Source organism: Vibrio variabilis (assembly GCF_003263785.1).
GTDB lineage: Bacteria > Pseudomonadota > Gammaproteobacteria > Enterobacterales > Vibrionaceae > Vibrio > Vibrio variabilis.
In genome coordinates this window covers 23,262-36,991 of record NZ_JYJK01000049.1, presented here as the reverse complement: position 1 = coordinate 36,991, position 13,730 = coordinate 23,262, and the positions used below count along the sequence as shown (strand labels likewise).

The 13,730-nt window shown below is 48.9% G+C and carries 5 protein-coding genes and 4 pseudogenes; 7 read left to right on the top strand and 2 right to left on the bottom strand.

Annotated features, from left to right (window positions below; translation table 11 throughout):
* Positions 1 to 39: 39 nt before the first annotated feature.
* Positions 40 to 501, top strand: coding sequence for a transcriptional regulator AsnC (gene asnC, locus TZ48_RS07360; protein WP_042502002.1), 462 nt, complete (start codon positions 40 to 42; stop codon positions 499 to 501).
* A gap of 62 nt (positions 502 to 563) precedes the next feature.
* On the opposite strand, the pseudogene TZ48_RS26105 reads toward asnC, so the two are convergent.
* Positions 564 to 3,316: pseudogene (locus TZ48_RS26105) on the bottom strand (cation-translocating P-type ATPase).
* 489 nt (positions 3,317 to 3,805) lie between these two features.
* Positions 3,806 to 5,847: pseudogene (prlC, locus tag TZ48_RS07350) on the bottom strand (oligopeptidase A).
* Between the two features lie 186 nt (positions 5,848 to 6,033).
* On the opposite strand from prlC, the gene TZ48_RS07345 reads away from it, so the two are divergent.
* The 6 genes and pseudogenes from TZ48_RS07345 (at position 6,034) to TZ48_RS07320 (ending at position 13,672) form a co-directional block, all read left to right on the top strand.
* Complete coding sequence (locus TZ48_RS07345) at positions 6,034 to 6,873, top strand: 23S rRNA (adenine(2030)-N(6))-methyltransferase RlmJ (RefSeq protein WP_112478740.1); 840 nt, start codon at positions 6,034 to 6,036, stop codon at positions 6,871 to 6,873.
* A gap of 264 nt (positions 6,874 to 7,137) precedes the next feature.
* Positions 7,138 to 8,492 (top strand): annotated as a pseudogene (gene gorA, locus TZ48_RS07340) (glutathione-disulfide reductase).
* Between the two features lie 275 nt (positions 8,493 to 8,767).
* Positions 8,768 to 10,266 (top strand): annotated as a pseudogene (locus TZ48_RS07335) (glycoside hydrolase family 19 protein).
* Positions 10,267 to 10,365: 99 nt separating this feature from the next.
* Positions 10,366 to 11,658 carry a serine/threonine protein kinase gene (locus TZ48_RS07330; protein WP_162674512.1) on the top strand — a complete coding sequence of 431 codons (1,293 nt, stop codon included), beginning with the start codon at positions 10,366 to 10,368 and terminating at the stop codon, positions 11,656 to 11,658.
* On the top strand, positions 11,655 to 13,112 hold the full coding sequence (locus tag TZ48_RS07325) for a chromosome partitioning protein ParA (protein ID WP_112478723.1): 1,458 nt from the start codon (positions 11,655 to 11,657) through the stop codon (positions 13,110 to 13,112). The genes TZ48_RS07330 and TZ48_RS07325 overlap by 4 nt, the downstream gene beginning before the upstream one ends.
* Positions 13,113 to 13,120: 8 nt before the next feature.
* Entirely contained in the window at positions 13,121 to 13,672 is a 552-nt protein-coding gene (locus TZ48_RS07320; RefSeq protein ID WP_112478722.1) for an ECF-type sigma factor, read from the top strand.
* Positions 13,673 to 13,730: the final 58 nt, after the last annotated feature.

The window sequence follows — 13,730 nt, the reverse complement described above, 5'->3', positions numbered from 1 at the left end:
TCAGCGATGTCGCCCATTCACTCAGACAAAGGATTCGATATGCACGGCACCAACAATCTCGACGATCTGGATAAAGCGATCCTAAAAACCTTGATGGAAGACGCTCGTCGCCCGTATGCCGAAATGGCAAAACAGTTTGATGTGAGCCCAGCGACGATTCACGTGCGTATTGAGAAGATGAAAGCGGCCGGGATCATTGAAGGTACAGAAGTAGTAGTGAACACCAAAAAGCTCGGTTATGACGTGTGCTGCTTTATCGGTATCAACTTATACGCCGCGCGCGACTATCACTCGGCGCTAGAAAAGCTCAATGCCTTGGATGAAGTGGTCGAAGCCTACTACACCACTGGTGCGTATAACATCTTCGTGAAGTTGATGTGTCGCTCGATTGAAGAGCTGCAGCACGTGCTGATCGATAAGCTGCAGGCGATTGAAGAGGTGCAATCGACGGAGACGTTGATTTCGTTGCAGAATCCGATTAGTCGGAATGTGAATCCTTAACCGTTCACCTCAACAAAAAAGGCGCTCATCAGAGCGCCTTTTTTACTATTTCAAGTGAGAGATTAAACCCACTTAGTCTTAGTTGCTTCTTTCACTGCTGACATAACCAGCGTCGGTAATGATGCTGCCATGATAACACCGAATAGGTGACCTGCTGCGAGTGCTTCCGTGTTGAAGATTAGCTGACCTAGACCTGTGTAGATAACCCCTAGCGATAGAATCGCTGACACCGCGACTGCACCTAGTAGGTACGGGTTGGTGAATGGGTTTCTGCGGTATAGCGACGTAAATGTACGTGAGTCAAATAGGTGCCATAGCTGTGCAAATACTAGCATCGCAAATGCCATTGTCTGTGCGTAGTTCGCAGAGAAGCCGTTAGTTAGTGCCCAGTTGAACGCCATGTAGCTCATGCCACCTAGTGCTAGACCACGAGTTAGGATACGAGTACCTAGGTGGTCGCTGAAGAAGCTCTCGTTACGTTTGCGAGGCTTACGCTCCATCAGATCTTTCTCTTCTGGCTCAACACCTAGCGCAAGCGCTGGTAGACCGTCTGAGACCAAGTTGATCCATAGAATCATCAGTGGAGTTAGCGGCAAGATAGCCTCTGGCCCCATCATTAGAAACGCAAACAGGATAACCGATACTTCACCCACGTTCGCAGTCAGAGCCTGACGAATGAACTTACGAAGGTTATCGAAGATTTGACGACCTTGACGAACCGCTTTCACGATAGTGCTGAAGTTGTCATCCAGTAGAATAAGGTCACCTGAGTCTTTCGCTACAGACGTACCAGTGATACCCATAGCAACACCGATATCTGCACGGCGCAGTGCTGGTGCATCGTTCACACCGTCACCTGTCATCGCTGCGACTTCATTGTTGAACTGCTGAGCCTGAACGATACGCAGCTTGTGCTCCGGCGTTACGCGAGCAAATACCGCTACTTCTGGACAGATTTGACGAAGCTTATCATCGTCCATCTCATCAAGCTCTGCACCGGTCACAACCAGATCTTTCTCGCTACGGATGATACCGATATCACGTGCAATCGCTGCCGCTGTTAGCGCGTGGTCACCAGTGATCATTACCGTTCTCACACCTGCTTGGTAGCAGCTTTCAATCGCATCGCGTACTTCTGGACGCGGTGGATCCATGATGCCGTAAAGACCCAGTACCGTAATGTCTTTCTCTAGCTCTTCGAAGTCACGTTCTAGGTCTGCTTCTGTTAGCTCTTTGAAGCCAACGGCTAGCGTACGCAGTGCGTCTTGAGCAAAGTTCTCAATTGCCGCTTCGTAGTTTGCAACGATCTCAGCACTTGGGCTCGTCGCTAGTGCAAGGTTGCCGTCCGATGCTGCTGTCGTATGCTCAACAGACGTGCCGTCAACCATAAAGCCTGCTGCGTTGCGAAGAATCACATCTGGCGCACCCTTGATAGCAAGGAAGTGGTTGCCTTCAGGGCCTTTCACGATAACCGATGCCATCTTACGAGAAGAATCGAATGGGAATTTTTCAACGATAGAGTAGCCACCTGACGTTAGCATCTCAGACTGGTTCAGACCTGCCTTCGCTGCTGCCACAATCAGTGCACCCTCAGTTGGGTTACCACGCACGGTCGACTTGTCGCCGTCCATGATGTACTCAGAATCGTTACATAACGTCGCGACAACTAGACCTTTCATCATCTCAGGCTTTGCTTCGCATCTGTGCTGTGCGATAGCGGCTTGAATTGACCTTCAGGGCTGAAGCCTTTACCGCTGACTTCCCAGTAACGACCGCTTGCATCGTACGCCTTCATTACCTGCATTTGGTTTTGAGTTAGCGTACCTGTCTTATCTGAACAGATAACCGTGGTCGAACCTAGCGTCTCAATCGCAGCCAGCTGCTTAGCAAGCGCATTGTTCTTCACCATACGAGTCGAACCCATGGTTAGAACGATAGTGATTACCGTAGGAAGACCTTCAGGAATCGCAGCTACAGACAGTGAGATACCTGTGTTTAGGATTTCTAGCCAAGGCATGCCGTAGTAAAGACCAATAGCACATACAACCGCTACCACGCCCAGTGCGACTAGCATTAGCGTCTTGGCGATGGTGTCCATGCGCTCTTGCATTGGCGTCTTGGTTTCTTCGGTGTTCGCCATTAGGTCAGCAATGTGACCTACTTCGGTCTGCATACCGGTCGCAACCACTACACCTAGACCTGTACCCGATGTCACCATCGTGGTCATAAAGCCCATGTTTAGCTGGTCGCCAAGACCCACGGTTTCGTCTTCGATAACCTTAGACGTCTTGTCTACTGGCTCAGACTCACCTGTTAGCGCTGCTTCGTCGATAGATAGACGGTTAGCCTCAAGAATACGTACATCAGCTGCTAGGATGTCACCTGTGCTGATTTTTAGGATATCACCCGGAACGATGTCGCTCGCTGGGATGTCCATCCACTCACCATCACGCTTAACCTGTGCCGATGGTGCCGCCATTTGACGTAGCGCTTCCATGCCTTTCTGAGCTTTGAACTCTTGCCAGAAAGCAATCAACGCGTTGATAAAGATGATCGCCGTAATCGCGATTGCATCCACTAGGTGCCCAGTGAAATAGGAAACAATGGCACCGACACCAAGAATGAAGATAAGTGGATTCTTAAATTGGTGAAGAAACAGCTCAAGCGCAGATTTGCCCGCCTTCTCTTGCAGCTCGTTTTTTCCGTATTGTGATTGACGCTCGGCGACTTCCTTTGAAGTCAAACCTTGCTCCGTCGACACGCCCATCATCTGCTGGGTATTCTCAACGGTTTCAGTAAACCACTTTTTAGTCATGGGGTAACTCTCCAAGTAAATTCAGTCGACATCGGTAGAATGACAAACCAATAAAAAACAATCGCTGAATAAAATGATGAAAACGCCCCGCTCTGAATTTGCATTTTTATTAACAATTAATGCGTAAGCGGAAAGCCAAATTACGTTACCTGAAACCCAATATCCTTGTAATTAACTTTCGGAGTGCTTGCATGCACTCTAGGACGCTTCTTTGACTCACAACAAACTTAGATTTTATTCGAACCTCAAACTCAGCAAGGCTTTGTAAGCAAAATTAAATAACACCTAATTTTGGCTGAAAGGATACTTCTGTTTTTCGAAGTGTGAAAGTGGGTGACATTATCGGGAGGATGGTTGGGGAGTGCATTTTGATAACGAAATGGGTTTTGGAGGTTTTTATTCAATAGTTATTCAACTGAAATATATCATTTGGATCGAAAAAGCCCCCAACCAAAGGTCAGGGGCTCTCATCTATATCAAGCTTATTAACTAAGCACTAATCCCAGAATGACGCAGCAATGCATCAATCTCAGGCTCACGACCTCGGAAGCGCTTAAACAGCTCCATCGGCTCTTCACTGCCACCCATTTCCAGGATGTTGTTTAGGAAGCTTTGACCTGTCTCTTTATTAAAGATGCCCTCTTCTTCAAAGCGAGAATATGCGTCTGAAGACAACACCTCAGCCCATAGGTAGCTGTAGTAACCAGCACTGTAGCCACCAGCAAAGATGTGGCTAAAGCTATGCGAGAAGCGGTTCCACTCTAAGCTTGGTAATACGGCGACTTTAGACTTCACATCCGCTAGTGTCTCAAGTACACGCGCGCCAATGTCTGGATCGTATTCTGTGTGTAACGTGAAGTCGAACAGACCGAACTCAAGTTGGCGCAGGATAAACATCGCCGATTGGAAGTTCTTCGCTGCCAACATCTTGTCGAGCATGGCTTTTGGTAGCGGCTCACCCGTCTCGTAGTGACCGGAGATAAACGCCAGCGCCTCTTCTTCCCAGCACCAGTTCTCTAGGAACTGACTTGGTAGCTCAACCGCATCCCAAGGCACACCATTAATGCCAGATACCGCACCGGTATCGATCTTAGTCAGCATGTGGTGAATACCGTGGCCAGTCTCGTGGAATAGTGTTACCACTTCATCGTGAGTGAACATGGCAGGCTTATCGCCACTGGTTTGTTGAAGTTACATGTTAGGTAGGCCACTGGAGTTTGCAGTTCGCCGTTAGCATTGATGCGGCGCACTCGGCATTCGTCCATCCATGCACCGCCACGTTTGTGCTCGCGTGCATACAGATCTAGGTAGAAGCTGCCGCGCAGTGTGCCTTCACTATCGAAGATATCGAAGAAACGTACCGACTCATGCCAAGTATCCACACCTTCACGTTCAGTAATTTTCATGCCGAAGACGCGGTTAAGCACCTCGAACAGACCGCTAACCACTTTTGATTCTGGGAAATATGGGCGCAGCTCTTCATCTGAGAACTGGAATAGGTGCTGCTTTTGCTTCTCGCTGTAGTAAGCGATATCCCAAAGGTTTAGCTCAGTGACGCCGAACTCTTTTTCAGCAAACTGGCGCAGCTCTTCAACTTCACGCTCACCTTGAGGCTTCGCCTTGGTCGCTAGGTCGTTCAAGAAGCCAAGCACTTGCGCTGGGCTCTCTGCCATTTTGGTTGCCAGTGATTTCTCACTGAAGGTGCCAAAGCCAAGCAAACGAGCAATTTCATGGCGCAGTTTTAACTGTTCTGAAATGATATCTGTGTTGTCCCACTGACCTGCAGTCGGGCCGCGATCAGAGGCGCGAGTGACATACGCTTCGTACAACTCTTTGCGCAGCGCTTGGTTATCACAGTATGTCAGAACCGGAAGATAAGATGGGATATCGAGTGTTAATAGGTAGCCTTCAAGCTCTTTGGCTTCAGCGGCCGATTTCGCTGCTGCCAGCGCCGATTCCGGCATGCCCGCAAGCTCTTTCTCATCGGTGATGTGCTTGGTCCAACCCATAGTGGCATCGAGGACATTGTTAGAGAACTGCGAGCCTAGCTCTGACATGCGTTTGCTGATTTCGCCGTAGCGATGCTGCTCGTTAGCTGGCAAACCAATGCCTGAAAGCTCAAAGTCTCGTAGGGAATCTTTGATGGTTTTTTGCTGAGCTTGACTGAGCGCAGCAAAATCATCGCTGGCCTTGATCGCTTTATAAGCCTCATACAGGCCTTTGTGTTGACCCACCCAAGTGCCGTACTCTGACAAAATAGGCAAACAGCTCTCATACGCTTCACGCAGCTCGTCGCTGTTGACCACAGAGTTCATATGGCTCACTGGTGACCAAAGGCGGCTTAGCTTGTCATCAATCTCTTCGATTGGCGCAATAACATTGTCCCAAGTCGGGTTGGTATTGCCTTCAAGCACAGCATCAATTTTTGCGCGGCAGGCATCAATCGCTTGCTCGACTGCTGGTTTCACATGTTCTGGTTTAATGTGTGAAAAAGGAGGTAAGTCGGTAAACGTCAGTAGTGGGTTTGACATGCAGCGTCCCTTTTTAGTTATTGGGTTCCCTCACTCATTGGGTAGCAAGTGAGCGTAATTATTAAATAAATGTAGTCTTTGGACTCGAATTTCAATCCTTGCGACATAACGAAGTTGTAAGATCTCTGCCGCTTCGAGAAAGAAGAGGTTATACTTCGTGCATTATTGTCTAACCGAGTCTTTATTTTGCTGAGCTATCGTCACAGTTTTCACGCGGGCAACCATGCCGATGTCGTGAAGCACATAGTACAAAGTCTTATCCTTAATTCTCTAAAAAACAAGGAAAAGCCATTCGTTTATCACGACACCCATTCGGGCGTAGGTCGCTACGATCTGACCCACGAATGGTCAGAGAAAACGGGCGAATACAAGCAAGGTATCGGCAGGCTTTGGGGTAATTCAGACATCCCAGAAAACATCGCCAGCTACATCGAGTCGATTGATACGCTAAATAACGGCGATGCACTGCGTTACTACCCAGGTTCACCGCGTGTAGCACGCGCACATCTGCGCCCGCAAGACCGTATGGTACTGACCGAACTGCACCCAAGTGACTTCCCGCTACTGGAGCAAGAGTTTCATCGCGACCGTCAGGTGAAAATCTTTAAAGAGGATGGTTTTAAACGCCTTAAAGCGAGCCTGCCACCAGCAGAGCGTCGCGGCTTAGTACTGATTGACCCGCCCTACGAGCTCGCTAGAGAGTACCGCGATGTGGTAACTGCTATTGCACAGAGCCATAAGCGCTGGGCAACCGGTATTTACGCGATTTGGTACCCAGTGGTGAATCGCTACGACATCGACGACATGATTGATGGTCTAGAAGGGCTCGGCATTCGCAAGATCCTTCAAATAGAGCTTGGGGTCTCTCCTGACACCAATGAGCGCGGCATGACGGCTTCGGGCATGATTGTTATCAACCCGCCGTGGATGCTAGAGCAGCAAATGAAAGAGATTCTGCCATACCTTAAAGAGAAGATTGCCCCAGCAACAGGTCACTTTAAAGTCGAATGGATTGTGCCGGAGTAATCTAACTCTGCCCCACTTCCAACGCAGCAGACTGATCTCTGCTGCGTTCAGTTTCCATCAACCTCAGCAATCGCCCTTTCTTAATATCAATCGCTATTAGTCATAATCAACTCCGCTTTTTCCCATTAGAGAAAGTTGCTAGACTCGATTTATCATACGGACAGAGATTGTTGCTCACATTTTGGGTCGTTGAGTTCTGACGAAATCGCCCCAATATGCTTTAGTACTAGCAATCAAAATATTTATAAGCTCTTGGAGAACGTAATGGCAACGCATTTTGACTATATCTGTATTGGTGGCGGCAGCGGCGGTATCGCATCTGCAAACCGTGCGGCAATGTATGGCGCGAAGGTTGCGCTTATCGAAGCGAAAGACCTAGGCGGTACTTGTGTAAACGTTGGCTGTGTACCTAAAAAAGTGATGTGGCACGGCGCGCAAATTGCTGAAGCATGAACCTATACGCGGAAGACTATGGTTTTGACGTTGACGTTAAAGGCTTCGACTGGAACAAACTGGTTGAGAGCCGCCAAGCGTACATTGGTCGTATTCACCAATCTTACGATCGCGTACTCGGTAACAACAAAGTAAACGTTATCAAGGGCTTTGCTAAATTCGTTGACGCAAAAACCGTCGAGGTTGATGGCGAGCTATATACAGCAGACCACATCCTAATCGCAGTCGGTGGTCGCCCAACGATTCCAAACATCCCAGGTGCTGAATACGGTATCGACTCAAACGGCTTCTTCGACCTAGATGCACAACCTAAGCGTGTTGCTGTTGTAGGTGCAGGTTACATTGCTGTTGAGATCGCAGGCGTTCTAAGCGCACTAGGTACAGAGACACACCTGTTCGTTCGTAAAGAGTCGCCACTGCGTAGCTTCGATCCAATGATCATCGACACCCTAGTCGAAGTGATGGATGCAGAAGGCCCAACACTGCACACTCAATCTGTGCCAAAAGAAGTGGTTAAAGAAGCAGACGGCAGCCTGACTCTTCACCTAGAGAACGGCGAGAGCCAAAACGTTGATCAGCTTATCTGGGCGATTGGTCGTCATCCAGCAACAGACGCAATCAACCTAAGCGCAACAGGCGTTGAGACTAACGATCGCGGCTACATCAAGGTAGACGAATACCAAACAACCAACGTTGAAGGCATCTACTGTGTGGGCGATATCATGGAAGGTGGTATCGAGCTAACACCTGTGGCAGTGAAAGCGGGTCGCCAGCTTTCTGAGCGCCTATTTAACAACAAGCCAAACGCGAAAATGGACTACGACCTAGTTCCAACCGTGGTATTCAGCCACCCACCAATCGGCACTATCGGTCTCACTGAGCCAGAAGCGGTTGCGAAATACGGCGAAGATAACGTGAAAGTGTACACATCAGGCTTCACAGCGATGTACACTGCAGTCACTAAGCACCGTCAACCTTGTAAGATGAAGCTCGTATGTGCGGGCGACGATGAGAAAGTGGTTGGCCTGCACGGCATCGGCTTTACCGTTGACGAGATGATTCAAGGCTTTGCGGTAGCGATGAAGATGGGCGCAACCAAAGCAGATTTTGATTCAGTGGTTGCTATCCACCCAACGGGCTCAGAAGAGTTCGTGACTATGCGCTAAAAGCCGCGCAGCACACCTACTATGATTACAGCCCAGTTTCGACTGGGCTGTTCTACATCTAAAGTTTCGAACCACAACGCACCTTTGTGTAATCCAGCAATAACACATTCCTATCTAGCTTGAAACGCCTCGCAACGCTCTCATCACATCCTCAGAATTAATGGTTTTCACAGTAACTAGCACATAGCCTTTGTTTTAGTTTTTTCTGCTAGCTAACAGTTCTCATCCAGCATGAGCCTCTGCAAACTAGCCAAACTAAATAAAAGGAACGTGAAATGAAACCTTCTCATTTGTTGGCGGCTGCGACACTCGTTAGTGCCAGCTTGCCCGCTTTTGCAGTCAACCCACAGCCCGATCCAACCAACCCCACGGGTTACGTGTTACTGCGCAGCGAAGTACAAGCCAGCGAAGCCGCCCAAACCAGTGACCCTATGTATGCGGTATGGGCAAACGCCCTCTCCACGGCACCAAACACTGTCGTCAATGCGATTGACGCAGGATTGGCGACCAATCCCGCAACGTAAAACGTGCCGAGCGCGTCTTCCCACGTTCAGAATGGGACTTTCTTACTCAAATGGCCGCTCCAGAGTACACCTACCAGCGTTTTTTGCAGGCCATCGGTAAGTTTCCTGCGTTTTGTGGCGACTACACCGATGGACGCAATGCCGACGCCATCTGTAAGCGCTCTATCGTCACTGCCTTTGCGCATTTCGCCCAAGAAACTGGCGGACATATCGCGCTTGATAACACTTGGGATAACCCACTTGCTTTGGAAGAGTGGCAGCAAGCTTTGGTTCATGTGCGTGAGATGGGATGGTCTGAAGGGCAAGAAGGCTATACCACTGGCTGCGGCCAAAATGATTGGCAAAACAAGCGCTGGCCATGTTCACCGAACCAAGGCTATTTCGGTCGCGGCGCCAAACAGCTTTCCTACCATTTTAACTACGGTCCTTTCTCGGAGGTGATGTTTGATGGTGACGCGACGGTACTACTTAATAATCCCGCTCTGGTTGCCGATTCTTGGTTAAACCTTGCGTCTGCGATTTGGTTCTTCCTAACCCCACAAGCACCTAAGCCTGCAATGTTGCATGTTATTGATCGTACTTGGACACCCTCACAGCGTGAGATAGACGCAGGCATTGGCTATGGCTTTGGTACCACGATTAATATCATCAACGGCGGCATTGAATGTGGTGAGCAAAACAAAACCAAAGGCCAACCGGTTAACCGTATTCGCTACTGGGAAGGACTTGCAGCACACTACCAGATCCCTATTGAAGCCGATGAAGCCAATACCTGTTGGCAACAAACACCTTATGGCAGCCTCAATCTCAATGGTGCGACCGATGTTCTTTACACCAACTGGGAAGCTAGCTGGAAATACCATGCCGATCGTCCGGGTGGTGTCTCGTTTGAATGTAATCTAGTGGGCTATCAAACCGCCTATTCGGCGCTGGTTCCAGGCGATTATGAAAAGTGTGTCACTAACTTCTACGGCTCTCACGCTAACTGGCCAGAAGTGCGCATTGTCGATGCATTGCCAACTGATGATGGCACCGGTGGTGGAGACACTGGCGGAGGTAATGGTGGTGGCGACGCCGGTTCAGGCACTCCCTCTGGTGTCATTATATGGGAGGCTGGAGTCACTCAAGCTAAGGTAGGCGATACCGTGACCCATCAAGGAAAGTGTTTTACCGCCAAAAACAAACCCGGTATTTGGGAAACACCGACGCAAACTAACTGGTTCTGGCAGCAAGTGAATTGCCCGGCTTAAAAATATCACCAAAATCTATAAATTACTGATTTATTATAGAAAATAGAGCGGCAGTTCGGTATCCTTTAGCCTGGTTAAAAAGGACGCATTGGCCAGACATTGAAACATGGACATCGCACTGAGCTGCTGCTCAACTTCCACTATATGGATGAGGCTGAGCAAGCCACATATCTTGATAAACTAAAATTCTCAGATCCCAAGTTACACCAGGAACTGCTCAGTGAACAGAGCAGCGTACATTCCGATCTAACGCAAATATTAGGTCGACACGCCAGTGTGCATGTCGATGGCTCTGCGATTGCTCAAACCGAACTCGGACCCTATCGAATAAGTGAGCGGATTGGGCGCGGCGGCATGAGCCAAGTCTATCTGGCTGAGCGTTGTGATGGCCGATTTGAGCAATCCGTCGCTATTAAAGTGTTTGAGCCTCATCTAACCAACATGGTTGGCAAGGCTATGCTGTATTGGGAAGCACAGCTTCTGGCCAAGCTCAATCACCCTAATATTGCCAATGTATTGGATGCCAACGAAACCGACTCCTCGGTATTTTTGGTGATTGAGCATGTAAAAGGTCAATCGCTTACTCACTGGCTTACCACCAACCCCAGCTATAGCGTGAAACTAGCACTGTTTTACGATATTACCGATGCCATTCACCACGCTCATGCGCAAGGCGTGTTTCATGGAGATCTCAAGCCAGAAAATATCCTGGTCGACGAGAATGGCGACGCCAAGGTGATCGATTTTAGTATCGCTACCCATGATGCTCGCTATACCGACCTGCACATTTACAGTGCTGACTATGCCAGTCCAACGCAAAAACAAACCGGTAAAGTCGATGCCTCAAGCGACATTTATGCCCTTGGTAAAATTTTCAACAAACTGTTTCCCAGCCACCAGCACAACTCTGAAGCGCAATGGGTCTATCATAAATGTACTCAGCCAAGTACATTTCAGTACTTTCGAATTGCAGAGTTGAAGTCGGACATAAAAGCTCTTCAGCACAATAAGCCCATCGACCACCCCGATGCAAACGCCCTTTATCGATGTCGTAAGCTGTTAAAGCGCAGACCTCTCGCCAGCGCCTTGACAGTACTACTCTTGACTTCCGGCTTAGGCTTTGTTTCTGCTCTAATTAATAAGAACCTTGAACTCCAACAGCAGCAACGCGTCTCCAATGAGCTCCTGCTTGAAATGACCCAACTGCTGTTCCACGGCCATCGCAGCGATGCCGTCTCTTTGAAAACCATGCTGGATTTAACCAGCATGCGTTTGCTGAATCATCAAGATTTACCGATTGATATCAAGCAAAAGCTGGTACTGGCGATGTTAATGCCAGATCAGAACTCTGCCGAACAAGAACAAAAAGACATAGGTACAACCTCAGAATGAAGCGTATGAATCCTACCTGGATGGCTATGGTGGCCTCCCTTGCGAGTACGCAAGTTTTCGCAACTGATATTCAAATTGGACATTTTATCGATGCGCCAGTCACAGGCCTTTACTACGAAACCAGCTCCAAGCTCAGCGGCTACACCCAACAAGGCCAATTTGAGTTTAAAGACGGCGATGAAGTGCGTTTTTATTTAGGCAGCACAAATCAACATAAACTGCTGGCTACAGTGGCAGCCCAAAAGGTAGTGACACCAAATCTCGCCTCAACCACCCCGAGTAAAAGCCTCAATATGGTTCGACTCTTGCTCGGCATCGATACCGAACCTAACCGAGAGGATCTCATCAATCTCGACAGTGAGTGGCTATCTTCAGATAAGGTTCAAACACTACTCAAAGCACTGGATCTCAACAACCTACCTGAAAACCTCAGCGTGTCAGATAAACCGCTCGCCAGTGTGCAAGAGGCGGCAAAACACCTAGAGAGCAGTCAACAATACATAGAGCAGAACTTTACCTCCAAACAGGTACTCACGGCGCCAGTGGACGTCAAACTCGTCAACACCATTCTCAAGCGCCGTGATTGGCGAGGCAACCTGTGTTTTTACGATACCGCGCGGCGCGACGAGCCCAATTATCACGGCCCGATTGGCAGCACAACCTACAAGATTGTTGATGGCGGCATGATTCTTTATCCAGATGTGGGCGACTACTATGGCAGCCGTGATGGCTCCGTAAGCAGCTGTGAGGTCAATGTCAGTCAAAGCTACCAAGAACAAGAGTTTGAGAAGATAGATGACTATTCCGACTGGGGCGGACTCATCGCTTGTGCCCACACTGGCTGCACCCATCGAGACCTCAACGGATTCGATATCGAAGATTTTGATGATGAAGGCGACTGGAAGTACCGTACCGTGGCAATCAGCTACAACACCACCACCAAACTACTGACTCAAAAGTCTCAAGGACTAGGCAAGAAAGCGCAGGTAGAGCACGACAATCTAACCGAGCACCTATGGTTTACCTCGGCTGTAAATGAAAAGCAGTCAATTGATTTCCAAGGGTATTGGCGACAGCGGAATCTGGCATCTGGCGATACGCGCTGCCTGTACATAGCCGATCAACGTGTAATGCAAAGCAAGAATGAAGCCTGTACAAAGAACCGCCAAAACTACACCCAAGATGTCACAGCAGAGTTTGGCGACATGTGGTGGCTTAGCAATGACGTAGGCACCGCGAGCATTGAACAGCTCAACAGCGGCGTAAAATGGTACGCCAGCGACAACACGCCCCTTTACAGCTTGTGGGAGTTCTTACCGACCCAGAAGGAGTGGAGCGACGGCAAGATCTATCGCCGCTTCCAAGACATTCAAGTCGACCAGTTCGGCAAGCAACAAGCTCGAACCACCGCAGTGTTTGAGCTTGAACGATTAGCAAACGATTCGTGGATATAGGTAAGCCAATGCAACTGACTGATATCATTGTCCGTTGGCACAACGGTGATAAGCAGGCTGAGGGGCTGCTGTTTCATTATGCCTATGAACAACTAAAGAGCATCGCCCACAAAGAACGGGTACGTGCTCTGGATAAATTTGGTGAAAATGCTGAGCACCACGAGCAAGAGGTAAACAACACCACCGCTTTGATCCATGATGCTTACGTCAAGCTGTCCCAACACGACGTTAGCTATCTTCAGAATCGGAAACAGTTTTTCTTACTGGTCTCCAAGGTCGTGCGCCAGATCCTTATTGACCAGTCCAGAAAGCGCCTCGCACAAAAGCGCCAACCGACAACGACGACAACACGAGACCAACAGAACTTTGAGCAACTGATGAGCTTTGATAGTGCGTTGGGAGAACTCAAAAAACGCTTCCCCCGCCAATCAGAGGTACTCCAACTGCGCTACTTTGCTGGCCTTAAAAACAAAGAAATCAGTGACATGATGCAATGCAGCCCCAGCCTTATCGAGAAAGACCTCAAGTTCTCTCGCAGTTGGATGCAATCACAAATCTAATTTTATTTTTACGGCTTTTTGCTGCAATTACGTTCCTTGTTGCTCAATGGATAAATGA

What these genes read in the sequence shown, in the direction of transcription:
- asnC (WP_042502002.1), top strand. Translation starts at nt 40, where the DNA reads ATGCACGGCACCAACAATCTCGACGATCTGGATAAAGCGATCCTAAAA.
- TZ48_RS07325 (WP_112478723.1), top strand. Translation starts at nt 11,655, where the DNA reads ATGAAGCGTATGAATCCTACCTGGATGGCTATGGTGGCCTCCCTTGCG.
- TZ48_RS07320 (WP_112478722.1), top strand. Translation starts at nt 13,121, where the DNA reads ATGCAACTGACTGATATCATTGTCCGTTGGCACAACGGTGATAAGCAG.